The 26,037-nt window shown below is 58.0% G+C and carries 26 protein-coding genes; 5 read left to right on the forward strand and 21 right to left on the reverse strand.

The features are described 5' to 3' along the window. The 7 genes from tatB to udp all read right to left on the reverse strand — a co-directional run bounded on the left by tatB (position 1) and on the right by udp (position 6,314). Positions 1-543, reverse strand: coding sequence for a Sec-independent protein translocase protein TatB (gene tatB / locus VPX56_RS21840; RefSeq protein WP_326468889.1), 543 nt, complete (start codon positions 541-543; stop codon positions 1-3). Positions 544-546: 3 nt separating this feature from the next. After that, complete coding sequence (gene tatA, locus VPX56_RS21845) at positions 547-801, reverse strand: Sec-independent protein translocase subunit TatA (protein WP_263611293.1); 255 nt, start codon at positions 799-801, stop codon at positions 547-549. A 76-nt stretch (positions 802-877) separates the two neighbouring features. Next, on the reverse strand, positions 878-2,518 hold the full coding sequence (ubiB, locus tag VPX56_RS21850; RefSeq protein WP_131635670.1) for a ubiquinone biosynthesis regulatory protein kinase UbiB: 1,641 nt from the start codon (positions 2,516-2,518) through the stop codon (positions 878-880). Beyond that, positions 2,515-3,120: a ubiquinone biosynthesis protein UbiJ gene (gene ubiJ / locus VPX56_RS21855; RefSeq protein ID WP_131635671.1), complete on the reverse strand. Its 606-nt coding sequence runs from the start codon at positions 3,118-3,120 to the stop codon at positions 2,515-2,517. Before ubiJ ends, ubiB begins: the two co-directional genes overlap by 4 nt. A gap of 13 nt (positions 3,121-3,133) precedes the next feature. After that, on the reverse strand, positions 3,134-3,889 hold the full coding sequence (gene ubiE, locus VPX56_RS21860; RefSeq protein ID WP_006179275.1) for a bifunctional demethylmenaquinone methyltransferase/2-methoxy-6-polyprenyl-1,4-benzoquinol methylase UbiE: 756 nt from the start codon (positions 3,887-3,889) through the stop codon (positions 3,134-3,136). Positions 3,890-3,955: 66 nt separating this feature from the next. Continuing rightward, a complete protein-coding gene (rmuC, locus tag VPX56_RS21865; RefSeq protein ID WP_326468894.1) occupies positions 3,956-5,413 on the reverse strand; it encodes a DNA recombination protein RmuC in 1,458 nt (485 codons plus the stop codon). A gap of 139 nt (positions 5,414-5,552) precedes the next feature. Beyond that, on the reverse strand, positions 5,553-6,314 hold the full coding sequence (gene udp / locus VPX56_RS21870; RefSeq protein ID WP_003860792.1) for a uridine phosphorylase: 762 nt from the start codon (positions 6,312-6,314) through the stop codon (positions 5,553-5,555). A 260-nt stretch (positions 6,315-6,574) separates the two neighbouring features. Here udp and VPX56_RS21875 point away from each other — a divergent pair, with 260 nt between their 5' ends. After that, positions 6,575-7,381 (forward strand): dienelactone hydrolase family protein, encoded by an 807-nt coding sequence (locus VPX56_RS21875; RefSeq protein ID WP_326468896.1) that lies wholly within the window; start codon positions 6,575-6,577, stop codon positions 7,379-7,381. 49 nt (positions 7,382-7,430) lie between these two features. Here VPX56_RS21875 and metE read toward each other — a convergent pair whose 3' ends face one another. Then, the gene (metE, locus tag VPX56_RS21880) at positions 7,431-9,692 is read right to left on the reverse strand and encodes a 5-methyltetrahydropteroyltriglutamate--homocysteine S-methyltransferase (RefSeq protein ID WP_326468898.1); all 2,262 of its coding nucleotides are present in this window, start codon (positions 9,690-9,692) and stop codon (positions 7,431-7,433) included. A gap of 116 nt (positions 9,693-9,808) precedes the next feature. Between metE and metR the strand changes: the two genes are divergently transcribed. Continuing rightward, positions 9,809-10,762, forward strand: a complete 954-nt coding sequence (gene metR / locus VPX56_RS21885) for an HTH-type transcriptional regulator MetR (RefSeq protein WP_131635675.1) — start codon at positions 9,809-9,811, stop codon at positions 10,760-10,762. On the opposite strand, the gene VPX56_RS21890 is transcribed toward metR, so the two are convergent. The 3 genes from VPX56_RS21890 to pldB all read right to left on the reverse strand — a co-directional run bounded on the left by VPX56_RS21890 (position 10,650) and on the right by pldB (position 13,456). After that, complete coding sequence (locus VPX56_RS21890; RefSeq protein WP_131635676.1) at positions 10,650-11,549, reverse strand: carboxylate/amino acid/amine transporter; 900 nt, start codon at positions 11,547-11,549, stop codon at positions 10,650-10,652. The genes metR and VPX56_RS21890 overlap by 113 nt on opposite strands. Before the next feature lie 82 nt (positions 11,550-11,631). Next, positions 11,632-12,432, reverse strand: a complete 801-nt coding sequence (gene yigL / locus VPX56_RS21895) for a sugar/pyridoxal phosphate phosphatase YigL (RefSeq protein WP_131635677.1) — start codon at positions 12,430-12,432, stop codon at positions 11,632-11,634. A 31-nt stretch (positions 12,433-12,463) separates the two neighbouring features. Continuing rightward, positions 12,464-13,456 carry a lysophospholipase L2 gene (pldB, locus tag VPX56_RS21900; RefSeq protein WP_131635678.1) on the reverse strand — a complete coding sequence of 331 codons (993 nt, stop codon included), beginning with the start codon at positions 13,454-13,456 and terminating at the stop codon, positions 12,464-12,466. 110 nt (positions 13,457-13,566) lie between these two features. On the opposite strand from pldB, the gene rhtB reads away from it, so the two are divergent. Next, complete coding sequence (rhtB, locus tag VPX56_RS21905) at positions 13,567-14,187, forward strand: homoserine/homoserine lactone efflux protein (RefSeq protein WP_131635679.1); 621 nt, start codon at positions 13,567-13,569, stop codon at positions 14,185-14,187. Here the strand turns inward: rhtB and rhtC are convergent. From rhtC to pldA, 3 genes are all read right to left on the reverse strand, one after another. After that, positions 14,184-14,804 carry a threonine export protein RhtC gene (gene rhtC, locus VPX56_RS21910; RefSeq protein ID WP_131635680.1) on the reverse strand — a complete coding sequence of 207 codons (621 nt, stop codon included), beginning with the start codon at positions 14,802-14,804 and terminating at the stop codon, positions 14,184-14,186. The genes rhtB and rhtC overlap by 4 nt on opposite strands. 61 nt (positions 14,805-14,865) lie before the next feature. Further along, positions 14,866-16,695 (reverse strand): ATP-dependent DNA helicase RecQ, encoded by a 1,830-nt coding sequence (recQ, locus tag VPX56_RS21915; RefSeq protein WP_131635681.1) that lies wholly within the window; start codon positions 16,693-16,695, stop codon positions 14,866-14,868. Between the two features lie 90 nt (positions 16,696-16,785). Then, positions 16,786-17,655: a phospholipase A gene (pldA, locus tag VPX56_RS21920; RefSeq protein WP_326468907.1), complete on the reverse strand. Its 870-nt coding sequence runs from the start codon at positions 17,653-17,655 to the stop codon at positions 16,786-16,788. 160 nt (positions 17,656-17,815) lie between these two features. On the opposite strand from pldA, the gene yigI reads away from it, so the two are divergent. Beyond that, the gene (gene yigI, locus VPX56_RS21925; protein ID WP_131635683.1) at positions 17,816-18,283 is read left to right on the forward strand and encodes an acyl-CoA thioesterase YigI; all 468 of its coding nucleotides are present in this window, start codon (positions 17,816-17,818) and stop codon (positions 18,281-18,283) included. Positions 18,284-18,334: 51 nt separating this feature from the next. Further along, a complete protein-coding gene (rarD, locus tag VPX56_RS21930; protein WP_193136476.1) occupies positions 18,335-19,231 on the forward strand; it encodes an EamA family transporter RarD in 897 nt (298 codons plus the stop codon). An 83-nt stretch (positions 19,232-19,314) separates the two neighbouring features. On the opposite strand, the gene corA is transcribed toward rarD, so the two are convergent. From corA to dapF, 7 genes are all read right to left on the reverse strand, one after another. After that, entirely contained in the window at positions 19,315-20,265 is a 951-nt protein-coding gene (corA, locus tag VPX56_RS21935; RefSeq protein ID WP_006179243.1) for a magnesium/cobalt transporter CorA, read from the reverse strand. A gap of 150 nt (positions 20,266-20,415) precedes the next feature. Beyond that, positions 20,416-20,472, reverse strand: a complete 57-nt coding sequence (gene ysgD / locus VPX56_RS21940) for a YsgD/CorL family protein (RefSeq protein WP_212743980.1) — start codon at positions 20,470-20,472, stop codon at positions 20,416-20,418. Between the two features lie 149 nt (positions 20,473-20,621). After that, positions 20,622-22,784, reverse strand: coding sequence for a DNA helicase II (gene uvrD / locus VPX56_RS21945; protein WP_326468913.1), 2,163 nt, complete (start codon positions 22,782-22,784; stop codon positions 20,622-20,624). Between the two features lie 107 nt (positions 22,785-22,891). Next, a complete protein-coding gene (yigB, locus tag VPX56_RS21950; protein ID WP_131635687.1) occupies positions 22,892-23,608 on the reverse strand; it encodes a 5-amino-6-(5-phospho-D-ribitylamino)uracil phosphatase YigB in 717 nt (238 codons plus the stop codon). After that, positions 23,608-24,510: a tyrosine recombinase XerC gene (gene xerC, locus VPX56_RS21955; protein ID WP_131635688.1), complete on the reverse strand. Its 903-nt coding sequence runs from the start codon at positions 24,508-24,510 to the stop codon at positions 23,608-23,610. Before xerC ends, yigB begins: the two co-directional genes overlap by 1 nt. Further along, positions 24,507-25,214 carry a DUF484 domain-containing protein gene (locus VPX56_RS21960; RefSeq protein ID WP_131635689.1) on the reverse strand — a complete coding sequence of 236 codons (708 nt, stop codon included), beginning with the start codon at positions 25,212-25,214 and terminating at the stop codon, positions 24,507-24,509. The genes xerC and VPX56_RS21960 overlap by 4 nt, the downstream gene beginning before the upstream one ends. Beyond that, positions 25,211-26,035, reverse strand: a complete 825-nt coding sequence (gene dapF / locus VPX56_RS21965) for a diaminopimelate epimerase (protein WP_131635719.1) — start codon at positions 26,033-26,035, stop codon at positions 25,211-25,213. The genes VPX56_RS21960 and dapF overlap by 4 nt, the downstream gene beginning before the upstream one ends. Positions 26,036-26,037: the final 2 nt, after the last annotated feature.

Consider the following 26,037-nt stretch of genomic DNA (forward strand, 5'->3'; position numbering starts at 1 on the left):
TTACGCTTTATCACTTGAGGATGGGGATGATTCGGAAACGGGTGCGGCAGGTTTGGCTTCCGCCGCTTTTACCACGGGCTCGTCTGACGGTACCTGCTTTTTCACTTCAGGCTCCTGCGGCGTCTGTTCTGGCGCGTCAGCCTGATGCTCGGCGCTGGAAGGCGTTACCCCTTCGCGCTCCTCTTCACTGCCCTTCACTACCGGGTTATGGATAGTGTTAGCTTCGTCGCTCGCCTTTTCAGGATCGTTGATGCTGTAAGAGCGCTTCATCGACTCTGCCGCTTCGCGCAGCTCATCCATAGAAGCTTTCAGCTCCGGCGTCAGGTTCTCCATGCTCGCCTTCTCAACCTTTTTCAGGCTGTCCTGAAATTCCTGGAGCTTAAGCTCCTGAGCCAGTTCGTTTTGCACGGTCGTTGCCAGCGAGCGAAGCGCACGCACCCAACCCACGACGGTTTTCACCGCAACGGGTAAACGCTGCGGCCCCAGTACAATCAGGCCAATCACAAAGACCAGCAGCAGCTCACCAAAACCAATGTCGAACACGAATTACACCTGCTCTTTGTCGTGGCGTTTAGCGTCTTCCTTTTTGGCGTCATCTTGCTTTTCAGAGATAGACTTTGCAGTAAAATCAGCATCCTGGCTGTTTTTGTCCTGCTTGTTCTCGTCATCACCCATGGCTTTCTTAAAGCCTTTGATTGACGCGCCAAGATCGGAACCAATAGAACCGAGTTTTTTTGTGCCAAACAGCAGCACAACGATGACGGCAATGATTACTAATTGCCAGATACTGATACCACCCATACGTATTCCCCAGTGATAGATGATTAATTAGTCAGATCGCATTATACAAATGCAACCCGGTGATAGCGACGCCAATTCAGCGCGTTTTTCTCCAACCTGCAAGCCACACCACGACGCCTGCGGCCATAAGCCAGGCGGGCATCATCTCCCAGTCCGGGCGATTGATCAGCAGCAGCGTACCGCTCAGCAGCAGTGTCGCGCCAATGCCAAAGAGATAGCGTGATTGACCCTGGCGAGCACGACTGGTCTGAAGCTCGTGCGCGATTTTATCCATGCTGTGCTGAAGGTTCTTGCTCTGACGCAAACTGTCGTAAACCAGTTCAGGAATTTCAGGCATTTTTTCAATCCAGAACGGGCCTTTCTCCTTGAGAGAGCGAACCAGCGCGGGAATGCCGACCTGATCCTTAATCCAGGATTCGAGGAAAGGTTTCGCGGTTTTCCACAAGTCTAACTGAGGATAGAGCTGGCGGCCTACGCCCTCAACGTAAAGTAATGTTTTCTGGAGTAAAACTAATTGTGGCTGCACTTCCATATTGAAGCGGCGCGCCGTGTTAAACAAGTTCAACAAGACGTGGCCAAAAGAGATCTCTGACAGCGGTTTTTCAAAAATCGGCTCGCAGACGGTGCGGATAGCGAATTCAAACTCTTCAACGTTGGTGTCTGGCGGAACCCATCCGGAGTCCACGTGCAGCTCCGCCACCTTGCGGTAGTCACGGTTAAAGAAGGCGATGAAGTTCTCCGCGAGGTAACGCTTATCCTCTTTGTTGAGCGAGCCAACAATGCCGCAGTCGATGCCGATATACTTCGGATCCTCGGGATGTTCATAGCTGACAAAGATATTGCCGGGGTGCATGTCCGCATGGAAAAAGCTGTCGCGAAAGACCTGGGTAAAGAAGACCTGCACACCGCGTTCGGCCAGCAGCTTCATGTTGGTACCCTGCTTCTCCAGCGCAACCACATCCGAAACTGGAATGCCGTAAATACGCTCCATGACCATCATGTTCTGACTGCAGTAGTCAGAATAGACCTCAGGCACATAGAGCATCGGGCTGTCTTCGAAGTTACGGCGCAGCTGGATGGCGTTCGCGGATTCGCGAAGCAGGTTCAGCTCATCTATCAGCGTTTTTTCATATTCGCGCACCACTTCCATAGGACGCAGGCGGCGACCATCAGGCAGCAGGCGCGGCACCCAGCGGGCCAGACGATAAATCAGCTTCATGTCAGCTTTAATGATCGGCAGGATATCCGGGCGGATGACCTTGATAACCACCTCTTTGCCGTTTTCTTTCAACCGTGCCGTGTGCACCTGAGCAATGGACGCAGATGCCAGAGGCTGAATGTCGAAATCGTCAAACCAGGTTTCAACGGGAATATTGCCCATTGATTCTTCGATCTGCTTCTTCGCTCGCTCACCGTCAAATGGCGCAACACGATCCTGCAGCATCGCCAGTTCATCGGCAATTTGCGGCGGGAAGAGATCGCGGCGGGTAGAGAGCATCTGACCAAACTTGATCCATACCGGACCCAGCTCCTGCAGTGCAAGACGCAGGCGCTCGCCTAAAACCTTATCTTTATGACGATTTGGCATCCAGAACAGCGTGCGTCGCCAGATTCGAAGCGGCAGCGTGATACGCATTCTGGGGATAAGTTCGTCGAGCCCGTAGCTCAGAAAGGTGCGAACGATAAAGTAGAGGCGCCGAATTTCACCAGGCGTCATTTGCCCTCCAGTTTTTCCAGCCGTTTGGTTAACGCATCAACCGCACGTTCTACAGCCGCGGTTTCTTCCGCAAACCAGGCCACTTCCAGCGGACCGGGCGCCATACGCCACTCTTCGGTCAGCACTTCTGCCGCGTAGCGCTGCTGACGCTGCAGGCTTTTGCGCAGGAAAGCCGCACCGCCATGAAGGGCTTTACCGATCCCTTCGGCGGCAATATCGCCGATAAAGGGCGCGAGCAGTTCTGCCGGGTCGAACTCAGCCAGATCGCTGAGCGCAACGAAGTTTTGCACGACCTGAATATCGCCTTCCACCTCCAGCTCACCGCTGCGGATGAGTGCCGTAAGCTGTTGGCGATCACGCAGTTTTGGCAGGACGCTCACGTGCGTAATGACCGAGCAGTCGGCCTCGCCTTCCCACTCACCCAGAACGTCAAGCTGGCGTTCGCTGAAGACCAGCACGAGCGGCGTCGAGAACTCTTTTAAAACGATACGCAGCACCTTTCCGTTCAGCCGCTGACGCGCTGCCTTCAGCGCGGGTGCGCGATACAGAAAGGCATTCAGTACGTTCTCGATGCCTGCGGTGACTAAGGGTTTAAAGGGCACGTGACACCTCCACTCAGAACTTATAACCGCGGTGTAGCGCGACGACACCCGCCGTCATGTTGAAGTACTCAACGTTTTCCAGGCCCGCGTCCTGCATCATCGCTTTCAGGGTGTCCTGATCCGGGTGCATGCGAATTGATTCCGCCAGGTAGCGGTAGCTTTCCGCGTCGTTTGCCACCAGTTCACCAATGCGCGGAAGCACATGGAATGAATAAGCGTCGTAGGCTTTGCTCAGGGGATCGATAATAGGCTTGGAGAACTCAAGCACCAGCAGGCGTCCACCCGGCTTCAGCACGCGGTACATGGAGCGCAGCGCTTTGTCTTTATCGGTGACGTTACGCAGGCCAAACGAGATGGTGATGCAGTCAAAGGTATTGTCCGGGAACGGCAGCGCTTCGGCATTTGCCTGCACGTATTCCACGTTACCGACCACGCCGATGTTACGCAGCTTTTCGCGTCCCATTTTCAGCATGGAGTCGTTAATGTCAGCCAGCACAACGCGACCGGTTTCACCCACCAGACGGGAGAACTTCGCCGTCAAATCGCCCGTACCGCCGGCTAAATCCAGCACCGTTTGTCCGCGACGCACGCCGCTGCAGTCAATAGTAAAGCGCTTCCACAAGCGATGAATGCCGAACGACATCAGGTCATTCATCACATCGTACTTCGCCGCCACGGAATGAAATACGTGGGCCACCATGTCCGCTTTCTGTGCTTTGGCAACAGTCTGAAAGCCAAAGTGCGTCGTGTCTTGTGAATCGTCAACCATCTCAGAGCCTGCTTATCAGTCAAATGTTCGGGAAGTGTAACAGATTGGGCGCATTTGCCCTACGATTCAACCACCGCGAAACAAACGCGTCGGCTGTTCATCCGGCGCTATTTTAGCCGCTAAATCGTTGTTTCCGCTGTCTGTCTTTTGTTCATCATGGCCTTCACGCAGCCGGAATTCTTCATCCTGCGACGTCGCCTGTTCAACCAATTCCGGATTAATCTCGCGTTTAACTTCTACCCCCAGGCTGCGGAACGCTTCGGCCTGAGCCAGCAGGTTGCCGCGCCCGGAGGAGAGCTTTTTCATCGCCTGGCGGTAGTTATCCTGCGCACGGTCCAGGCTTTGCCCCACCGAGGACATATCGTCCACGAACAGGCGCATTTTGTCGTACAGCTTGCTGGCGCGATCGGCTATCTGTTGGGCATTGCGGCTCTGGTGCTCGTAGCGCCACAGGTTGGCAATGGTACGCAAGGCCACCAGCAGCGTGGTTGGGCTGACGAGCATAATGTTATTTTTCAATGCTTCGGTAATCAGTTCGGGCTGTCTGTCGAGGGCGAGCAGGAATGCCGGTTCAACCGGAATGAACATCAGCACATAATCCAGCGAGCGCAGCCCCGGCAGCTGCTGGTAATCTTTTCTGCCCAGCAGACGAATGTGGTTACGCACGGAGGCAATGTGTTCCTGCAGCGCCGACTCGCGGGTGTAGTCGTCTTCGGCATTGAAGTAGCGCTCGTAGGCCACCAGCGTCATTTTGGCGTCAATCACCACATCCTTGCCCTGCGGCAGCCGCACTATAACATCCGGCTGCATGCGCGAGCGGGCATCGTTTTCGATGCTCACCTGCGTTTCGTACTCGTAACCTTCGCGAAGCCCAGAAGCCTCCAGCACGCGGGTCAGAACCACTTCCCCCCAGTTGCCTTGCGTTTTGTTATCCCCTTTCAGGGCGCGCGTCAGATTGACTGCCTCCTGCGCCATCTGCGCGTTCAGCTGCTGGAGATTGCGAATTTCATGCGCCAGGGTATGGCGCTCGCGCGCCTCCTGGCCAAAGCTGTCCTGCACCTGACGGCGAAAGCCGTCCAGCTGCTCGCGCAGCGGTGTCAGCAGGCCGCTCAGGCTCTGGCGGTTTTGTTCATCCACGCGGCGGTTGCTGTGCTCAAAAATGCGGTTCGCAAGGTTTTCGAACTGCTCGCTGAGGCGCTGCTCGCTGTTGATCATCTGGCGGATTTTGTCTTCCGCATGCAGCTGGGTGGATTCAAGGCGGGTGGTGACTTCACGGAGATCGGCCTCCAGCGAGGTGTTGATATCGCGCAGGTTGCGCAGCTCGTTGTTGAGCAATTCGCACTCGTCGCGCCAGTGGTCGCTCAGCGCAAGCTGCTGCTTTGCCGCGCTTAATTCAGCGACTATCTCTTCGCGCTCTGCCAACTGGTCGGCCTTCTGCTGTGCATGCTGATAGCTGGAAATGAGCCAGCCTATCGCCACGCCCGCCAGCGCAATCACCGCATAAATCAGGACTGAGATATCCACAATGCCCCCTGCATCAACGTATTACCCGCACAAAATAGAATTGTGCTGTATAAACGTCCAGTTTGAAAGGGTTTTCCTGCGAGGCGCTACGCAAAAAATAAAGGCCGAACGCGTCGGCCTTGTGTCTCAGAAGAGAGGATTAGATCAGGCGACGCGCCGCTTCCACCACGATTTTCACCGCGTGACTTTCAGTCTGCTTCATAGTTTCCGCGTTCGGGATCTCCTGCTGGGTACGGTTGACGATAACACCCGCCACCATACCGGCACGCAGACCCTGGCTTGCGCACATGGTCAGCAGCGTTGCTGATTCCATTTCGTAGTTCATCACGCCCATGGACTGCCACTCTTCCATAGAGCCTTTGAAGCGGCTCACCACGCGGCCTGAGAAGGTGTCGTAACGTTCCTGGCCCGGGTAGAAGGTGTCGGAAGAGGCGGTTACGCCCACGTGGGTAGTTGCGCCCACGGATTTCGCGGCTTCAACCAGCGCGGTGGTGCATTCGAAGTCGGCTACCGCCGGGAACTCCATCGGTGCAAAGTGCAGGCTTGCACCGTCCAGACGGACGGACGCGGTCGTCACCAGCACGTCACCCACGTTGATGTGCGGCTGGATAGCGCCGGTCGTACCGATACGCAGGAAGGTACGAATACCCAGCTGCGCCAGTTCTTCAACGGCAATGGAAGTTGACGGGCCACCGATGCCGGTAGAGCACACGATCACCGCTTTGCCATCCAGCTCTGCACGCCAGGTAGTGAATTCACGATGGGCTGCCAGCTTGACCGGCTTATCCATCAGCGCGGCGATCTTTTCCACACGCTCAGGATCGCCGGGGACGATAGCGAGCGTAGCCCCTTGTAAATCGTTTTTAGTGAGGCCGAGATGAAAAACATCAGACTTAGACATAGGGTGACTCCTCTGTGGGTCGGTTAGTCAGAAGAAGTAAAAAGGTACTTTACAGAAGCGGTACGCACAATTTCGTGACACACTTCACCATGAATGAAAATGATTGCAGTTAATTTCCATAAAATAGTGATTCACATCACATTAACAAGTTAAATCATGGGATGCTGCACAAAAGATAACCCCTCCAGGGCAATGTGGGTTGTTAACCTGGTGTCTATATTTACCTTTGCGCTAATTAACTCATTGGTACGGAGAATGCCATGACTGAAAAAACTGGTTTTGCACCTGCTGCAGCCCCGCATGCTTCAACCATCGTTTCAACCCCTGAAGAAGCCATTACCGCGGGTGAGACGTCCATCCCCTCTCAGGGGGAAAATATGCCTGCTTACCACGCGCGGCCAAAATCGGCAGACGGCCCGCTGCCTATCGTTATTGTGGTTCAGGAGATTTTTGGCGTTCACGAACATATTCGCGACCTCTGCCGCCGTCTGGCGCTGGAAGGCTATCTGGCCGTTGCGCCTGAGCTCTATTTCCGTCAGGGCGATCCGAACGATTACAGCGATATCCCCACGCTGTTCAGTAACCTGGTGAGCAAAGTTCCGGACGCGCAGGTGCTGGCCGACCTCGACCACGTTGCCAGCTGGGCGGCGCGCAACGGCGGCGATCCGCACCGTCTGATGATCACTGGCTTCTGCTGGGGCGGGCGCATTAGCTGGCTTTACGCCGCGCATAACCCGCAGCTGAAGGCTGCCGTGGCCTGGTACGGCAAGCTGGTGGGCGAAAAAACGCTGAATTCACCGAAGCATCCCGTTGATATCGCAACGGATTTAAATGCGCCGGTGTTAGGGCTGTACGGTGGGCAAGACACTGGCATTCCGCTTGATACGGTTGAGACCATGCGCCATGCGCTGCGTGCGGCAAACGCGAAGGCGGAGATTGTGGTCTACCCGGAAGCCGGGCACGCGTTTAACGCCGATTATCGTCCGAGCTATCACGCAGAATCAGCCAAAGACGGCTGGCAGCGGATGCTGGCGTGGTTTAGCCAGTACGGCGGAAAGAAAGCATAAAGCAAAAAAGCCCGGTGGCGGCTACGCCTTACCGGGCAATCCAGCATCACTACGCCTGACGCAAATTCTGCGCCGCCTTCACCATGTTCGCCAGCGCCGCGCGCGTCTCCGGCCAGCCGCGCGTTTTGAGGCCGCAGTCCGGGTTCACCCACAGGCGCTCTGCCGGGATACGCTGGGCCGCTTTTTGCAGCAGGGCTTCAATCCACTCCACGCTCGGCACGTTCGGAGAGTGAATGTCATACACGCCCGGCCCGATTTCGTTCGGGTAGTCGAACTCCTCAAACGACTCCAGCAGCTCCATGTCTGAACGCGAGGTCTCGATGGTGATCACGTCCGCATCCAGCGCGGCAATTGAATCCATGATGTCGTTAAATTCGCAGTAGCACATGTGGGTATGGATCTGGGTATCGTCCTTTGCCACTGCGGCGTTGATGCGGAACGCTTCCACGCCCCATTGCAGGTAGGCATCCCAGTCGCTGCGGCGCAGCGGCAGACCTTCACGCAGCGCAGGCTCGTCAATCTGAATGATGCCAATGCCCGCCGCTTCAAGATCGGCCACTTCATCACGCAGCGCCAGCGCAATCTGTTTGGCGATGGTCTCTCGGGTTACGTCTTCACGCGGGAAGGACCAGCAGAGAATGGTCACAGGGCCGGTCAGCATCCCTTTCACCGGCTTGTCGGTCAGGGATTGGGCATACTTCGCCCAATCAACGGTGATCGGTTCCGGACGGCTGACGTCGCCGATCACCACCGGTGGCTTCACGCAGCGGGAACCATAGCTCTGCACCCAGCCGTTCTGGGTAAAGACGAAGCCGTCCAGATGCTCGCCAAAATATTCCACCATGTCGTTACGCTCGGCCTCGCCGTGCACCAGCACGTCCAGCCCCAGGCGCTCCTGTTCAATAATCGCCTGCTTGATGTGCTCCGCGATGCCGGTGCGGTAGTTGTTCGCATCCAGGTTGCCCTTTTTGAAGTCCAGGCGCAGGCCGCGGATTTCAGTGGTTTGCGGGAAAGAACCAATTGTGGTGGTCGGCCATGCAGGTAAATTGAAACGGGCACGCTGCGCTTCGGCGCGTACTTCATACGGGCTCTGACGCTGGCTATCCTGAGCGGTGATGCCCGCCAGGCGTTTCTCCACCGCCGGATTATGTACGCGAGTAGAGTGGCGACGCGCCTGGATCGGGGCGCTCCATTCGGCGATCGCCGTCGTGTCGCCACCGTTCAGCGCGTCGCGCAGCAGCGTCAGCTCTTCACATTTTTGCAGCGCGAACGCGAACCAGCTTTTCACCTCGGCATCAAGACGGGTCTCCACGCTCAGATCGATCGGGCTGTGCAGCAGCGAGCAGGACGAGGCTACCCACAGCTCACGTTTGCCGACGATGTCCTTAATTTGTGCGTATTTCTCGGTCAGATCGGCACGCCAGACGTTTCGACCGTTGACCAGCCCCGCAGAAAGCAGCCAGTCCGCTGGCAGACGCCTGTGCAGCTCGTTAACATCATCTTTCCCGTGGACCAGGTCAACGTGCAGACCCTGCACCGGCAGCGCGGTGATGGTCTTCAGGTTAGGCGTCACGCCTTCGAAATAGGTGGTCAGCAGGAGTTTTACCTGACCGACGAGCGCGTCATATGCCGGTTTGAAGGCATCGAGCCACGCCTGCGGCAGCTCGAGCACAAGCGCCGGTTCGTCGATTTGTACCCACTGAATGCCGCGCTTGCCCAGCTCAATCAGCACCTGTTTGTAGACCGGCAAAATATCTTTCAGCAGGCTGAGGCGGTCGAACTGTTCGCCCTTCACTTTACCCAGCCATAGGTAGGTTACCGGCCCCAGCAGGACGGGCTTCACCTGATGACCCAGCGCCAGCGCTTCGTCTACTTCGTCCAGCAGCTGCGTCCAGGTCAGCCTGAACTCCTGACCTTTTACGAATTCCGGCACCATATAGTGATAGTTGGTGTTGAACCACTTGGTCATTTCCGCCGCCGCCGCTGGCTCACCCGTTGGCGCACGGCCGCGGCCGATGCGGAACAGGGTATCGATATCCACCGATCCATCTTTGTTCTGATGACGAGCCGGCACGTTGCCAAGCAGCAGGCTGGTGGTCAGAACATGGTCGTACCAGGCGAAATCGCCCACCGGCAGCAGGTCAACGCCCGCCTGTTTTTGCTGATCCCAGTGGCGGGCGCGCAGCTCGCGGCCCACGGCCAGCAGGTCTTCACGGGTGGCGTTGCCTGCCCAGTAGCTTTCTTGCGCTTTTTTCAGCTCGCGACGCAGGCCAACGCGAGGGAAACCGAGAGTGTGATTGCGGATTGTCATGGTGTACCCCTTGGAGAAATTCGTTATTTAGACGTCCAGATGTTTACACATCTATAATTGGCAGGTACTGTATATTCCTCAAGCGCAATATGTTCATGGCGAAGTGAAGGACTTTCATGATCGAGATTAAACACCTGAAAACGCTACAAGCGTTGCGGAACTGCGGTTCGCTCGCGGCCGCTGCGGCCACGCTGCACCAGACGCAGTCCGCCCTTTCTCACCAGTTCAGCGATCTGGAACAACGCCTCGGCTTTCGTCTTTTTGTGCGCAAGAGTCAGCCCCTGCGCTTTACGCCGCAGGGGGAGATCCTGCTGCAGCTGGCCAATCAGGTGCTGCCGCAGATCGCCAGCGCGCTGCAGTCCTGCAACGAGCCGCAGCAGACCACGCTCCGCATCGCCATTGAATGCCACAGCTGCATTCAGTGGCTGACCCCCGCGCTTGAGAACTTCCGCCAGAAGTGGCCGCAGGTGGAGATGGACTTTAAATCCGGCGTGACCTTTGACCCACAGCCGTCGCTCCAGCAGGGCGAACTGGATTTGGTGATGACATCGGATATTCTGCCGCGCAGCGGCCTGCACTATTCGCCGATGTTTGATTTCGAAGTGCGCCTGGTGCTGGCGCCGGATCATCCGCTGGCGAGCAAAACGCGCATCACGCCGGAAGACCTGGCGACGGAAACGCTGCTGATTTACCCGGTGCAGCGCAGCCGTCTGGATATCTGGCGTCACTTCCTGCAGCCTGCGGGCATTAGCCCACAGCTGAAAAGCGTGGATAACACCCTGCTGCTGATTCAGATGGTGGCGGCCAGAATGGGCATCGCGGCGCTGCCGCATTGGGTAGTAGAGAGTTTTGAACGCCAGGGTCTGGTGGTCACCAAAACCCTGGGCGATGGACTGTGGAGCCGGCTGTACTCCGCCGTGCGCGACGGCGAGCAGCGTCAGCCGGTAACGGAGGCGTTTATTCGCTCAGCGCGGAACCACGCGTGCGACCATCTTCCGTTTGTGCGGAGCGCGGAGCGACCCACCGGCGATGTACCCACAGCGAAGCCAGGATCACCGCTCCCCCAATAAGGAAGCTCGGCCAGTGCGGCTGCTCCTGCCAGATGGCGAGGTTAACCAGCAGCCCGGCAGGCACATGCACGTTGTTCATGATCCCCAGCGTACCGGCGTCTACCTGCGTAGCGCCGTAGTTCCACATGAAGTATCCCAGCCCAGAGGCCACCACGCCCAGCCAGACCAGAACGCCCCACTGCACGGGGGTGGTCGGCAGCTTCTGCGGGTTACCGAGCATAAACCACGCCGCCACCGCGACTATCGCCGCGCCCATATAGAACCACGCAAACGCGTTGTGCTGCGGCATCGGGCGGGTCTCCATCAGGCGTTTGTAGCCCACCATGCCGATAGCAAAGCTGATATTGGCGAGCTGGACGAACATCAGCCCGGTCCAGAAGTGATCGCTGACTTTGTCGTAGCGGATAATCGCCGCCCCCACCACCGCCAGCGCGGCGCTCAGCAGGTATCCCCAGCGCAGGCGGCGCTTGCTGAGCAGATCGTAAATCAGCGTGATATAGAGCGGCGTCAGCACGGTGAACAGCAGGAATTCAGAGACGGAGAGGTAGACGTAGGCCCGGAAGCTGAACAGGTACATGATGCCGAGCTGCATCGCGCCCACCAGCATATAGAGCAGGATCGTTTTCAGCGATTGCCCGCGCGTGCGCAGGAACGGCAGGAACACCAGCGCCGCCAGCCCCACGCGCATCAGCACCGAGAAGTAGCTGTCGACCGAACCGGCAAGGTATTCGCCAATCAGGCTAAAGGAGAAGGCCCACAGAATAGTGGTAATAATGAGTAGCGCCACAATGCTTGTCTCTCATAAAGAAGGACAGGCATTGTAGCGAACTCTTTAGTTGACAACTGAGCAACAAACAATCAAATGAAGATTATTCAAGGAACAGCTTGCGCAGGTACTTAGGCACGGCGTTATCGCCGTTGGTGCCGATCACTTCCAGCTCCGGGTGCAGGTCTTTCAGGCGCTGGTGCGCGTTCTGCATGATGCAGCCTTTACCCGCCATGGAGAGCATCTCGGCATCGTTCATGCCGTCGCCGAACGCGATGCAGTCTTTCAGCTCAAAGCCCAGACGTTTCGCGACGGCTTCCAGCGCGTGGCCTTTGGACACGCCGCCCGCCATCACTTCCAGACAGGTCAGCGTGGAGAAGCTCACGTTAACGCGGTCGCCCCAGCGGGCGTTGATCGCCTGCTCCAGCGGCAGCAGTTCTTCATGGCTTTCGCAGGTGAAGAACACCTTGCTGATCCCTTCCGGCTCCAGCAGGCCCGGCTCGTACAGGGAGTAGTTAAACACCGCTTCCTTGAAGAAACGCATTTCGTCCGGGCGGTGACGGTTCATAAACCAGTCGTCGTCGCGGTAAACGTTGGTGACGATATTCGGGTTATTGTGCACCACGCCGAACAGATCGGCGGCGATGTCGCGATCCAGGTTGTGGGTGAAGATCAGGTTGCCATCGGTATCGTGCACGCGCGCCCCGTTGGAGGTGATCATGTACGATTTGATTTCCAGATTATCGCGGATCTGCCCCACGTCCACGTGGTGGCGGCCGGTAGCGAACACGAAGTTCACGCCACGGGCAGTCAGGAGTTTTAAGGTCTCTTTCGCGTAAGGCGACAGGGTGTGGTCGGGGGAAAGCAGCGTGCCATCTAAGTCAGATGCAACAACCTGGTACATAGGGATTTCAACCTCTGGTGGAAAACAATAATCAGTTATGCCGGTCGAAAAACTCGACGATGGCGTTGAGCGCGACTGAGCGCATGGCGTCCTTTTCAAAAAGGATCTCATGGTACGCGCCGTTGATGACCAGCGGTTTACCCCCTTCGCAGGGGTGACCGGCGGCAGCGCGCAGTTCACAATAGCGGTCGTGCATGCGGTTATCCACCACACGCTCTTCTTCCGCCTGAATCAGGAGCGTCGGCGTGTCATCATCACCGACCCCGGCAAGCACCTGCTCACCGGCCAGAATGCCTTCCCGCACCCAGTGCCAGGTGGGGCCACCGACGCGCAGGCGCGGCTCATCGGCGTAAAAGCGCAGGTTACGGCGATAGCGCTGCCGGCTATGGGTCAGGACGTTGATGGCAAACGGCAGCGCGCGCCAGCGTCCTGTGCCGATGGCATAGCCTTCGCGAATGCGCTGATGGCCCTCAGCCCAGTCGAGAAGATGGCGTACCATCCAGTCCGGAAAACGTATAACGATGCCGTACATCGGCGCGGTGAGCGCAATGGCATCGCACTGGTGAGCGTGGCGCTGTAAAAACAGCGTGGAGATCGCCCCGCCCATGGAGTGGGCAAGTATATACCGCCTGCGCCACGGCCCGGGCTGCACTTCCTGTTGCCAGAAGGCGGCAAGGTCATCGACGTAATCGCTGAAATTATCCACGTGCCCCCGGTGCGTATCAGGTAACATACGACCTGACAGCCCCTGCCCACGGTGGTCGATAATCAGCACGTCGAACCCCATATGGACCAGGTCGTAGGCCAGCTCAGCGTATTTAACGTAGCTTTCGATACGCCCAGGGCAGACGACGATCACCCGATCGTTTTTCTCATTTCGGAAACGAACGAAGCGCACCGGGATGCCCCCGACGCCCGTAAACTCATCTTCCTCACGCTGCCGCCAGAAATCGGTCAGCGGCCCCATAGAGAAAGCAGCAAAAGCGTTTTCTCGTGTTTCCCAGTCCTTTTTCTGCTGAAACATTGGGTTTCCACTCACGTAATCCAGGGAATATCGTTTTTTTCTTCACCGGTCACAAAATGACTCAACAATAGCGTATTGTGGCATAAAAATAGACGGTTCGGGAGTTTCAAATGACCTTCGAGTGGTGGTTCGCCTACCTGCTGACATCCATTATCCTCAGCCTTTCACCAGGCTCGGGTGCAATCAATACGATGACTACCTCCATCAACCACGGCTATCGCGGTGCGGCGGCGTCGATCGCCGGACTGCAGACCGGGCTGGGCATTCACATTGTGCTGGTCGGGATTGGTCTGGGAACGCTATTCTCACGCTCGGTGCTGGCCTTTGAGGTGCTGAAATGGGCCGGTGCGGCGTATCTGATTTGGCTGGGTATTCAGCAGTGGCGCGCGGCAGGCTCGATTGACCTGAATACGCTCTCCCGGACGCAAACGCGCGGCCATCTGTTTAAACGCGCGGTGTTCGTGAACCTGACCAACCCGAAAAGTATCGTCTTCCTGGCCGCGCTGTTCCCGCAGTTTATCGTGCCGAACCAACCGCAGGTGATGCAGTACGTGGTGCTGGGCGCGACCACCATTATCGTCGATATTATCGTAATGATTGGTTACGCGACGCTGGCGCAGCGAATTGCGGCGTGGATTAAAGGGCCTAAGCAGATGAAGGCCCTGAATAAAATCTTTGGTTCGCTGTTTATGCTGGTTGGCGCGCTGCTTGCGTCAGCGCGTCATGCTTAGCGAGAGATGATGAGATGAATGCCGAAGCCGGCGAACAGCGCGCCGGCGAAGCCGTCGATCCACTTCGCGATGCGCTGGTAGCCGCGGCGCATCGCCGGTAAGGCGAACAGGCTGGCCACCACGGTGAACCACGCAAACGTCTCAACGACGATCAGCAGGAAGATCCCCCAGCGCGCGCCCGCGCCCACGCTATCGCCCACAAACAGCGAGAACACGGAGCCGAAATAGATAATCGCTTTCGGGTTCGCCAGGTTGGTCAGCAGCCCTTTCACAAAGCTGCGTCCGCCCGTTGCCAGCTCCACCTTGGGCTCTTCCGGTTTTTTCTCTTCTTTCTTCAGCGCCCCGCGCAGCATCTGGTAGCCCATCCAGCACAGGTACAGCCCGCCGCCGACCATAATAATGTTATGCAGCCAGGCCATCTTCGCCAGGATCAGGTTCAGGCCGAGCAGCGCGACTGCCGCCCAGACCATGACGCCCATGGTAATACCGAGCACGCCCATCATCGCCTCTTTGCGGGAGCGGCTGACGGCGGTTTGCGACACGAAGAAAAAGTCAGGGCCAGGGCTCATCAGCGCAACGAGGTGCACTAACGCCACGGTGAGAAATAGCATTAACATAATTAGCTCGCGGGGAAATAATGTAGTGAGTCACCATCCTGGCACTTTTTCGCCCGGCTGACTACTCCTCGTCATCACCATCGGCGTGAGAGCGGATGAGCGCCATAAACTCTTTCCCGAAGCGCTCCAGCTTGCGCGTGCCGACGCCGTTGACGCTCAGCATCTCGCTGGCGCTGAGCGGCATCTGCTCGGCCATCTCAATCAGCGTCGCGTCGTTGAACACCACGTAAGGCGGGATGTTCTCTTCATCGGCAATGGCTTTACGCAGCTTGCGCAGTTTGGCAAACAGCTTGCGGTCGTAGTTGCCGCCGTAGGATTTCTGCATCACGCGCGGCTTGAGAGCGATAACGCGCGGCACGGCGAGCTTGAGTTCAACTTCACCCCGCAGCACCGGGCGCGCAGCCTCCGTGAGCTGAAGCGCGGAGTGCTGGGCAATATTTTGCGTGGCAAAGCCGAGGTGGATCAGCTGGCGAATAATACTTACCCAGTGCTCGTGGCTCTGCTCTTTACCGATGCCGTAAACCGGCAGCTTGTCGTGGCCCATGTCGCGGATGCGCTGGTTGTTGGCCCCACGCAGGACTTCCACCACGTAGCCCATCCCGAAGCGCTGGTTGACGCGGCCAATGGTCGAGAGCGCCTTACGCGCGTCCATCAGGCCATCGTACTGCTTCGGCGGGTCAAGACAGATATCACAGTTGCCGCACGGCTCCTGACGCCCCTCGCCAAAGTAGTTGAGCAAAACCAGACGGCGGCAGGTTTGCGCTTCGGCAAACGCCCCCATCGCGTTGAGCTTGTGGCGCTCGATATCCTGCAGCTGACCCTGAGGCTTCTCTTCCAGGCAGCGGCGCAGCCACGCCATGTCGGCCGGATCGTAAAACAGCATCGCTTCCGCCGGCAGGCCGTCACGCCCGGCGCGGCCGGTTTCCTGATAGTAGGATTCAATATTGCGCGGGATGTCGAAGTGCACCACGAAGCGCACGTTGGGCTTGTTGATCCCCATCCCGAACGCCACCGTCGCGACCACAATCTGCAGGTCGTCGCGCTGGAATTTCTCCTGCACGTCGGCGCGGATGTGGTTCTCCAGCCCGGCGTGATACGCGGCGGCGCTAAAACCGCGGTTTTGCAGACGCGCGGCGGTGTCTTCGACCTTCGCACGGCTGTTGCAGTAGATGATGCCGGACTTGCCGCGCTGCTCCTGAACGTAGCGCAGGAGCTGATCCAGCGGCTTGAATTTTTCCATCAGCATATAGCGGATGTTCGGGCGGTCGAAGCTGCTGACCTGAATATAAGGGTCTTTTAGCCCGAGCAGACGAACGATGTCCAGACGCGTCGTATCATCCGCCGTGGCGGTAAGCGCCATAAACGGCAGCTCGGGGAAGCGCTGACGCAGCTGGCCGAGGGCGGCATATTCCGGGCGGAAGTCGTGTCCCCACTGGGAGATACAGTGCGCTTCATCCACCGCCAGCAGGACCGGATTCCAGTGCGCGAGATGATCGAGGAAGTTATCCAGCATCAGGCGTTCCGGCGCGATGTAAAGCAGGCGGATCTGTCCGGTGCGGCAACCCGCCATCACCTCTTGCTGCTGCTCGCGGGTTTGCGTGGAGTTAAGACAGGCGGCCGCCACGCCGTTGGCGAGCAGTTGATCCACCTGGTCTTTCATCAGGGAAATCAGGGGCGATACCACGACCGTCAGGCCGTTCAGCACCAGCGCGGGCACCTGATAGCAGAGCGATTTTCCGCCGCCGGTTGGCATCACGACCAGGCAGTCGCGGCCTTCCAGCACGGTTTCAATGATGGTTTCCTGGCCAGGACGGAACTGCTGGTAGCCAAAGGTTTCCTGCAAAACCTGTTTAGCCAGCGATTCCTGATTCAATACTTCCGCCTGCGCCACGTTAACCCCATATGCCAGAAATGAAACAGGCGCTATTTTCAGCGCCTGAGAAAGAAACTTCAACGTTTAACGTAAAAACATTCGAGCGGCCTAGAAAATATCGTTCAGCATGACGCCCACACCCACGCGGGTCTGATTGAAGTTGTAGTCGATCAGCGACTCGCCGTATCCGCTGTACACCTGCGTGTAAAGACGCACGTGCTTCGTCACCGGATAGCTCAGGCCCAGCTCTGCGCCGCCGTAGCCGGTGTTCCAGTTGTACTGGCCTTTGGCGCTCAGCACCGCATCGCCTAGCTGGTAGCCAATCTTGAGCTGGTAGTAGCCCATGTATTTGGTGATATCCGGGTTATCGTCGGTGCTGCCCACCACATACCACGGCTTCACCTCCACCATAAAATTGCCGTTCTGCGCCATCAGGCGGGTGTAGGCGCGGTTCCAGCTGCGCGAGGTTGGATCGGAGCGACCGTTGGAGTCATGGTTAAAGCCCACTTCGACGTCGCGCAGCGTCCAGCCTGCGAACTCGTAGTCCGTTGCGAAGCCGAGGAACAGCTGCGGCTCATAGTTGGTTTCGCGGAACGGCGAGGACTCCCCGCTGTTGGAAAGCTGCCACCAGGATTTCTGCGTGTAGGAGGCACCGAACACCGAGTTCGGCCCTAGAATGCCGCGCCAGAACGGGAAAGCGAGGCTGAGCTGGTACTTCACCTCATCCTTACGCGCATTATCGGACCAGTTATAGGAGCGAATGGCCTCTTTGTTGAGATCGCTGGTCTGGGTGTAAATCACGTAGTTGGTGTCGTACGGGTAGAGCGTGAACGGATTGTCGTGCTCCTGAAGCATATTGGCGATGATGCTGCCCTTAACGGCAGGTTTATCGTGCACCTCTTTTATGGTCGCTTCCTGCGCATATGCTGTGAAGGGCAGCGCAACCGCCGCCAGTAACCAGGCCAGATACGTCCGCATCGGTGGTGTTCTCCTGAAATCGTTACATTTAATGAATCGTTTTGTCCGGGCATTCTACAGACTTCTGCGACAACTTCCGCCTACTCGTTTCTGAAAGTGGAAATCATTATGGTTGAGGCATAAAATCAACATTTTGTTAACAACAAGGATGAGACGTCTCATGTCAGCCATGCTTACCGCCGAAGAAGCCTTAAAGCTCGTGGGCGAGATTTTTGTTTATCACATGCCCTTTAACCGCGCGCTCGGTCTGGAGCTGGAGCGATACGAGAAAGACTTTGCTCAGTTGAGCTTCAACAACCAGCCAATGATGGTAGGCAACTGGGCGCAAAGCATTTTGCACGGCGGCGTGATTGCCTCCGCGCTGGACGTGGCGGCAGGGCTGGTCTGCGTCGGCAGCACGCTGACGCGTCACGACACCATTAATGAAGACGAACTCCGCCAGCGCCTGTCGCGCATGGGGACCATTGATTTACGCGTCGATTATTTGCGCCCGGGAAGGGGCAATCGCTTTACCTGCAGCAGCAGCCTGCTGCGCGCGGGGAACAAAGTCGCCGTGGCGCGCGTTGAGTTGCATAACGAAGAACAGGTGTACATCGCCAGCGCGACCGCCACTTATATGGTGGGTTGAGGCGGCAAAATCGGGTAAAATTAATTCACTATTTTGTAACGGATTATCCCGATGGATGCTAAACAGACGCGGCAGGGCGTTTTACTCGCCCTTGCCGCTTATTTTATTTGGGGTATCGCACCGGCGTACTTCAAGCTTATCGCCTACGTTCCGGCTGACGAGATCCTCACTCACCGCGTTATCTGGTCGTTCTTCTTTATGATTGCGCTGATGAGCATCAGCCGTCAGTGGTCGGGCGTCAAAACGCTGCTAAAAACCCCTAAAAAGGTATTCCTGCTGGCGCTCTCTGCGGTGCTGATTGGCGGCAACTGGCTGCTGTTCATCTGGGCGGTGAATAACCATCACATGCTCGAAGCGAGCCTGGGATACTTCATTAACCCGCTGGTGAACATCGTGCTGGGGATGATTTTCCTCGGCGAACGCTTCCGCCGTATGCAGTGGGTGGCCGTCATTCTGGCCTTCTGCGGCGTGCTGGTGCAGCTCTGGACCTTCGGTTCGCTGCCGATTATTGCCCTCGGCCTGGCGTTTAGCTTTGCTTTCTACGGCCTGGTGCGTAAGAAAATTGCCGTGGAAGCGCAGACCGGGATGCTGTTTGAAACCCTGTGGCTGCTGCCGGTAGCGGCAATTTATCTGTTTGGCATCGCAGACAGCGCCACCAGCCACATGGGCAGTAACCCGTGGTCGCTGAACCTGATGCTGATGGCGGCGGGCGTGGTGACCACCATTCCTCTGCTGTGCTTCACCGGTGCGGCGACGCGCCTGCGGCTCTCCACGCTGGGCTTCTTCCAGTACATTGGCCCGACGCTGATGTTCCTGCTGGCTGTGGTGTTTTACGGTGAAGTGCCGGGCGCGGACAAGATGGTGACCTTCGCCTTCATCTGGGTGGCGCTGGCCATCTTTGTTGCGGATGCGATTTATACCCAGCGCAGGGTGCGCAAAGGGTTGTAGTGCTCCCCTCACCCTAACCCTCTCCCAAAGGGAGAGGGAACACGATCGTAGGCCCGGTAAGCGCAGCGCCACCGGGCAATTTCTCAAAGCCAGTTCTTCCGCTTAAAGTATAGATACGGCGCCAATCCCGCGAGGATCATGAAGATAATCGCCCCCGGGTAACCAAAGCTCCACTTCAGCTCCGGCATAAACTCGAAGTTCATCCCATAGCTGGATGCCACCAGCGTCGGCGGCAGGAACACTACGGATACCACCGAGAAGATCTTGATGATGCGGTTCTGCTCGATGTTGATAAAACCCATCGCCGCCTGCATCAGGAAGTTTACCTTCTGGAACAGGGATTCGTTGTGCGGCAGCAGGGATTCGATATCGCGCAGGATCTCACGCGCCTGCTCCAGCTGGCCGCCCGGCAGACGCGCCTTGCGCACCAGGAAGTTCAGCGCGCGCTGGGTATCCATCAGACACAAACGCACCTTCCAGCCGATATCTTCCAGCTCTGCCAGCGTGGAGAGCGCTTCGTCGTATTCATCGCCCTGATGGCCCTCCATGATCACGCGGCTGAGTTTTTCCAGATCGCTGTAGATGTTCTCTATTTCATCCGCCAGCTGTTCGATTTTGGTTTCGAACAGGTCGAGCAGCAGCTCGTAGGCGTTGCCGTCCACCATCGCCTGGCTGCGGGCGCGCATGCGGTAGAGACGAAACGCAGGCAGTTCACGCTCGCGCAGGGTAAACAGACGGCCGTCGCGGATGGTAAACGCCACGGTAGAGTTACCCGCGTGGTCGTCGGCATCTTCAAAGAAGAAGAAGGAGTGGATGTGCAGGCCGTCTTCGTCTTCAAAGAAACGTGCAGATGCTTCGATGTCTTCCAGTTCCGGGCGGGTTGCCAGGCTTTGCCCCAGCTCAGATTGTACGCGAAGGCGCTCATCGTCGTCCGGCTCGACCAGATCCACCCATACGGCATCAATGAGGGGCTGTGACTCTTCGGCTTCAAGCCGAGTCAGTCGGTTTTTTTCGAGTTGAAATGCGCTCAACATGACCGGGACTCCCAATGCAAAAAATATCGGACAGTTCGGTGGGCACACAGAAACAAATTGGGTTTCAGACCATTAAACAGCCTGACTCAGCGCGACGGGAATAATGCAGTCGCTGACAACCACTAAGGCCATCAGCAAGAGGAGATAGCCTTAGGAGTTGTTCCTGGATGACAGGGAATTGAGCCAGTATCTACTGGGTGTGTCCAAGGCGAATGTCCTCTTAGCGTAATCGTGCGCGCATGTTACGCCAGCTATAACTGTGGCGTCAACACGCAACGGGACGCTGAAGGGCATTAATTGACCTTCAACGTATAAGGTTAGCAGATCATTACAAAATAATGATATTTTTCTGAATGTTAGACTGTTTCCAGCTTCGCATAGGCCGCCACCAGCCATTTGATCCCCTGCCCCTGGAACGCCACTTGCAGACGACTGTGCTCGCCGCTGCCTTCCAGATTCACGATGGTGCCTTCACCAAACTTCGAATGGCGCACGCGCTGGCCCAGCTTGTAGCCCGTGTCATTTTCCGAGATCGGCGCGCCCATGCGCTGATGGCTGACCGGACGGCTGATGCTGGCGCGCAGGCGCACCTCTTCCACGCACGCTTCCGGCAGCTCGCCGATGAAGCGCGACGGACGGTGATAGACCTCTTTGCCGTACAGACGGCGGGTTTCGGCGTAGGTCAGCGTCAGCTTTTGCATCGCACGGGTCACGCCGACGTAGGCCAGACGACGCTCCTCTTCCAGCCGGCCGCCCTCATCCAGCGACATCTGGCTCGGGAACATCCCCTCTTCCATGCCGACGATGAACACCTGCGGGAACTCCAGGCCTTTGGCGGAGTGCAGGGTCATCAGCTGAACCGCATCCTGCCAGGTGTCCGCCTGCCCCTCGCCCGCTTCCAGCGCGGCGTGGGAAAGGAACGCCTGCAGCGGCATCAGGTCTTCGTCTTCTTCGTTGTAGCTGAACTGGCGCGTTGCCGTCACCAGTTCCTCTAAGTTCTCAATACGGGTCTGGCCCTTCTCGCCCTTCTCCTGCTCGTACATGATGCGCAGGCCGGAGTCTTTGATCACCCGGTCGGTCTGCACGTGCAGCGGCATGTCGGCGGTTTCCTGCGCCAGAGCGTCTATCAGCTCAATAAAGCGCTGCAGCGCGCTGGCGGCACGTCCGGCGAGGGCCTTTTCCTGCAACAGCTCGCGGCACGCCTGCCACAGCGTCAGTTGGCGGTCGCGCGAGGCCTGACGCACCACGTCCAGCGTGCGGTCACCAATGCCGCGCGTTGGCGTGTTCACCACGCGCTCAAAGGCCGCGTCATCGTTACGGTTGGCGATCAGGCGCAGGTACGAGAGCGCGTCCTTGATTTCCTGACGTTCGAAGAAGCGCATACCGCCGTAAATGCGGTACGGCATGCTCACCTGCAGCAGCGCCTCTTCCAGCACGCGCGACTGGGCGTTGCTGCGATAGAGAATGGCGCACTGCTCCAGCGCGCCGCCGTTGTCCTGCCAGGTTTTGATGCGGTTCACCACGAAGCGCGCTTCGTCGAGTTCGTTGAACGCGCAGTAAATCGAGATCGGTTCACCGTCGACGCCGTCGGTCCACAGCTTTTTACCCAGACGGCCGTTGTTATTTTCGATCAGGGCGTTAGCCGCGCTGAGGATGTTGTTCGTCGAGCGGTAGTTCTGCTCCAGACGAATGGTCTGTGCGCCGGGGAAATCATTGAGGAAGCGCTGGATGTTTTCAACCTGCGCCCCGCGCCAGCCGTAGATCGACTGGTCGTCATCGCCCACGATCATCACCTTGCCGGTATCACCGGCCAGCAGGCGGATCCACGCGTACTGGATGTTGTTGGTATCCTGGAATTCGTCCACCAGGATATTGGTGAAGCGCTCACGGTAGTGCTGCAGGATGTGCGGCTTGTTGAGCCACAGCTCGTGGGCGCGCAGCAGCAGCTCGGCGAAATCCACCAGACCGGCGCGATCGCAGGCTTCCTGATAGGCCTTGTAGACGTTCTGCCAGGTCTGCTCGACCGGGTTGCCGAAGCTCTGAATGTGGTGCGGGCGCAGCCCTTCGTCTTTCTGGCCGTTGATGTACCACATCGCCTGACGCGGCGGCCACTGCTTCTCGTCGAGGTTAATCGCCTTGATCAGGCGCTTCAGCAAGCGGAGCTGGTCTTCACTGTCGAGGATCTGGAAATCCTGCGGCAGGTTGGCGTCCATATGGTGCGCGCGCAGCAGGCGGTGCGCCAGGCCGTGGAAGGTGCCGACCCACATGCCGCCCTGGCTGGTGCCCATCAGCTGCGCGATACGGTGACGCATCTCCGCCGCCGCCTTGTTGGTAAACGTCACCGCCATGATGGAGTACGGGGAGCAGTTCTCCACGCTCTGCAGCCAGGCAATGCGGTGAACCAGCACGCGCGTCTTACCACTGCCCGCCCCAGCCAGCACCAGCATGTTGGTGCGCGAGGCCGCTACGGCTTCACGCTGTTTGTCATTAAGGCTGTCGAGCAGGTAAGAAACGTCCATTGGCACCGTCACATAGTATTCAGGAACACAGCAAAACGCCCGGTGGCGCTTCGCTTACCGGGCCTACAACTGCAAAACCCTGGTAATTTATACAATATTACTGGTGATTATATCAGCGTCGTGAGGGATGCCAACCGCGAAATTTCCACGTGCGGCAGAAGACGGCTGTCGAGCGTGGTCATCAGGTCGGCGTTTTCCGGCCTGATCCAGCAGGCCTGCATGCCGCAGCGGATTGCCCCGGCCACGTCCGTAGTGAGGTCGTCGCCGACGTGCAGGATCTCACCGAGCGGCAGGTTTAGCTTCTCCGCCGCCAGGTGATACATATCGTTGAACGGCTTCGAGCGCCCGTGCGGGCCCGCGCGCAGCACGAATTCAAAGTAATCCCCGAGGCCAAAGAGTTCAGGCTGGGCATTGCCGTTGGTGATGGCCACCAGCGGCCACTTTTCGGCGAGCTTCGCCAGCGTGTCGTGAGTCTCCTGCGGCACGTCGATACGGCTGCGCCATTTGGCAAAGTTCTCCATCGACGCCTCCGCGCCAATAGCCGCCTCGCGCGCGCTCAGGCCAACGTTGAGCATCGCCTGCTCGACCGCGCGGCGGCGCCATTCGGTCACGTCGTGGTAAATCTCCGGCTCGGTTTCACGCAGGGACTGACGCAGCTGCTGAAAGTCCTTGTTCTGCATCGCTTTCAGCGCGGGATGGTAGTTCTGCACAAACGCCAGCGACTCCTGCTCGGTACGCAGGATCACCTCGCGGTTGTCATAAAGGGTGTCATCAAGGTCAAACGTCAGGGCCGAGATCTGACCGAGTGGGCGGTAAAAACGCATTATTTCCCCCGTTTGGCGCGTGGATGCGCCGCGTCATACACCGAGGCAAGGTGTTGGAAGTCTAAGTGGGTATAGATTTGAGTGGTCGACAGATTCGCGTGGCCCAGGAGTTCCTGCACGCCGCGCAGATCGCCGCTTGATTCCAGCATGTGTGTGGCAAAAGAGTGGCGCAGCTTGTGCGGGTGAACGTGGCTGTTCAGCCCCTGCTTAATGCCCCACTCCGCAAAGCGCTTCTGCACGTTACGCGCCGAGATCCGCTTGCCGAGCTTCGATAAAAATAGCGCATCTTCTTCTGCGCCAAACAGCCCGCGCAGATCCAGCCAGTGCTCAATCCAGGAGACCGCGTTGCGGCCAATCGGCAGACGGCGCTCTTTGCTGCCTTTACCCATCACCCACACCTCACCGGATTCGAGATCGAGATGTTTGATATTGAGATTCACCAGCTCGGAAAGACGCAGGCCCGCACCGTACATCACCTCCAGCATCGCGCGGTCGCGCACGGCCAGCGGGTCGTTAAGGTCGATATCCAGCAGGCGGTTTACGTCGTCGACGTCGATATTTTTCGGCAGATGGCGCGGGGCTTTTGGCGTGGCGATGCCTTTCGCCGGATTGGCTTTTAATCCGCCCTGGCTCACCAGCCAGTCGAAGAAACTGCGCAGCGCAGACAGCCTGAGCGCAAGGCTTGCCGGGCTAAGGTTTTTTTTACGGCTGCGCACGACGAACCCGCGAACCGTGGCGGCATCGCACTGCTGCCAGGTTTTCAGGCCGATCTCATCGGCAATCTGCATGATGGCATCGAGCTGGCGCCGGTAGTTGAGCAGCGTAATGGGGCTAAGCTGACGCTCCACGCCCAGATAGCGCAGAAAGCGCGCAACGTCAGCGGCGAGCAGGGCGTCCGTCATACGCGCTCAATCCAGCGCTCCAGCAGCTCGGGCAGCATCAGGGCAATCTCCTGCAGCAGGTGCGTGGCTTGCCCCTGCTCATAGTGATGCGCGTCGCGGCTGGTGAATAACATGACGCCCAGATCGCCGTCGCGCCCCATCAGCGACATCGCTACCGAGCCAATCGCTTTGGCTTCCGGCAGTACCACCAGCAGCTCAGGCCCGTTCAGCGGCCCCAGATAGTGATGCTCATGGCCCAGACGCTGAATGCGCAGCGGCTCAAATGCCTGGCGGCTGAGCGCCAGATGGGTGAAACCAGACGGCGCGCCAATGCGCCAGCGGTCCGGGAAGAGGCGAATCGTCGCGCCCGCCAGACCAAGCTCGCGCGCCCAGCGGTGGAAGCGGCTGAGAAACTCTTCAAGGCTATGCGCGGAGGCCAGGCGTGCCTGCAAATTCAGCAGCCGATAGAACAGGCTTTCGTTATTGCTGGCCTGCTCCATCAGCAGCGTCATATTCTCTTCGAGCTGATTGATGTGGTTGCGGGAGCGCGCCATGTGCCATTCAACCAGCGACACGGTCCCGCGAACCGGATGCGGCACGCGCATCGCTTCGACGACGCGTGCATTGCGAATAAAAAACTCAGGATTGTTCAGCAGATAATCAACAACAGCGCTGTCGTCCAACTCCGTCACTGTTTCCTGCAGTTCTTCCCCTGGTTGTTTCATAGATGGATAAACCCGTCATAGACATGTGCCGCCGGGCCCGTCATATACAGTGGATGACCCGGTCCTTTCCAGGCGATATCAAGCCGACCGCCCGGTAACTCCACGCGAACCTCTTCTGCCAGTAATCCCTGGGAGATGCCTACCGCAACGGCTGCACAGGCACCGCTGCCGCAGGCCTGGGTTTCGCCCGCGCCGCGCTCGTAAACCCGCAGGCGAATATGCTCGCGCTTCACCACCTGCATAAAGCCGATGTTCGCCCGCTCAGGAAAGCGCTCGTGGCTTTCCAGCACCGGGCCGAGGCTTTCGACCGCAGCGGTTACCACATCATCAACCTGAATCACGCAGTGCGGGTTGCCCATCGAGACGACGCCGCACAATACTGTCTGCTCGGCCGCACGCATAATATAGGTCTTTTCCGCTTTGTTTGCGCGGAACGGCACGGCGGAAGGCTCGAAGTTTGGCTCGCCCATGTTCACGCGTACCAGCTCGTCGTCGGTGACGCTGAGCACCATACGGCCGTTCGCAGTACTGACGCGGATATCGCGTTTGTTGGTCAGCCCTTTCAGGCGGACAAAGCGGGCAAAACAGCGCGCGCCGTTGCCGCACTGGTTAACTTCGCTACCGTCGGCGTTAAAGATGCGGTAGTGGAAATCGAGATCGGGATCGTACGGCGGCTCAACCACCAGCAGCTGATCGAACCCGACGCCCAGATGCCGATCTGCCAGGCGGCGGATCAGCTCCGGGGAGAAAAAGACATTCTGCGTTACCGCGTCGACGACCATAAAATCGTTGCCAAGGCCATGCATTTTAGAGAACTGCATCA

Source organism: Enterobacter wuhouensis (genome assembly GCF_035835995.1).
Classification (GTDB): Bacteria; Pseudomonadota; Gammaproteobacteria; order Enterobacterales; family Enterobacteriaceae; genus Enterobacter; species Enterobacter wuhouensis.

Bases quoted from the DNA above. Each gene is read 5' to 3' on its own strand.
- uvrD (WP_326468913.1), bottom strand. From the start codon at position 22,784: ATGGACGTTTCTTACCTGCTCGACAGCCTTAATGACAAACAGCGTGAA.
- rhtC (WP_131635680.1), bottom strand. From the start codon at position 14,804: ATGTTAATGCTATTTCTCACCGTGGCGTTAGTGCACCTCGTTGCGCTG.
- corA (WP_006179243.1), bottom strand. From the start codon at position 20,265: ATGTTGAGCGCATTTCAACTCGAAAAAAACCGACTGACTCGGCTTGAA.
- VPX56_RS21960 (WP_131635689.1), bottom strand. From the start codon at position 25,214: ATGAAACAACCAGGGGAAGAACTGCAGGAAACAGTGACGGAGTTGGAC.
- rarD (WP_193136476.1), top strand. From the start codon at position 18,335: ATGGATGCTAAACAGACGCGGCAGGGCGTTTTACTCGCCCTTGCCGCT.
- metE (WP_326468898.1), bottom strand. From the start codon at position 9,692: ATGACAATCCGCAATCACACTCTCGGTTTCCCTCGCGTTGGCCTGCGT.
- metR (WP_131635675.1), top strand. From the start codon at position 9,809: ATGATCGAGATTAAACACCTGAAAACGCTACAAGCGTTGCGGAACTGC.
- dapF (WP_131635719.1), bottom strand. From the start codon at position 26,035: ATGCAGTTCTCTAAAATGCATGGCCTTGGCAACGATTTTATGGTCGTC.
- rhtB (WP_131635679.1), top strand. From the start codon at position 13,567: ATGACCTTCGAGTGGTGGTTCGCCTACCTGCTGACATCCATTATCCTC.
- pldA (WP_326468907.1), bottom strand. From the start codon at position 17,655: ATGCGGACGTATCTGGCCTGGTTACTGGCGGCGGTTGCGCTGCCCTTC.
- tatA (WP_263611293.1), bottom strand. From the start codon at position 801: ATGGGTGGTATCAGTATCTGGCAATTAGTAATCATTGCCGTCATCGTT.
- ubiE (WP_006179275.1), bottom strand. From the start codon at position 3,889: ATGGTTGACGATTCACAAGACACGACGCACTTTGGCTTTCAGACTGTT.
- udp (WP_003860792.1), bottom strand. From the start codon at position 6,314: ATGTCTAAGTCTGATGTTTTTCATCTCGGCCTCACTAAAAACGATTTA.
- xerC (WP_131635688.1), bottom strand. From the start codon at position 24,510: ATGACGGACGCCCTGCTCGCCGCTGACGTTGCGCGCTTTCTGCGCTAT.
- yigB (WP_131635687.1), bottom strand. From the start codon at position 23,608: ATGCGTTTTTACCGCCCACTCGGTCAGATCTCGGCCCTGACGTTTGAC.
- pldB (WP_131635678.1), bottom strand. From the start codon at position 13,456: ATGTTTCAGCAGAAAAAGGACTGGGAAACACGAGAAAACGCTTTTGCT.
- VPX56_RS21875 (WP_326468896.1), top strand. From the start codon at position 6,575: ATGACTGAAAAAACTGGTTTTGCACCTGCTGCAGCCCCGCATGCTTCA.
- ubiB (WP_131635670.1), bottom strand. From the start codon at position 2,518: ATGACGCCTGGTGAAATTCGGCGCCTCTACTTTATCGTTCGCACCTTT.
- yigI (WP_131635683.1), top strand. From the start codon at position 17,816: ATGTCAGCCATGCTTACCGCCGAAGAAGCCTTAAAGCTCGTGGGCGAG.
- yigL (WP_131635677.1), bottom strand. From the start codon at position 12,432: ATGTACCAGGTTGTTGCATCTGACTTAGATGGCACGCTGCTTTCCCCC.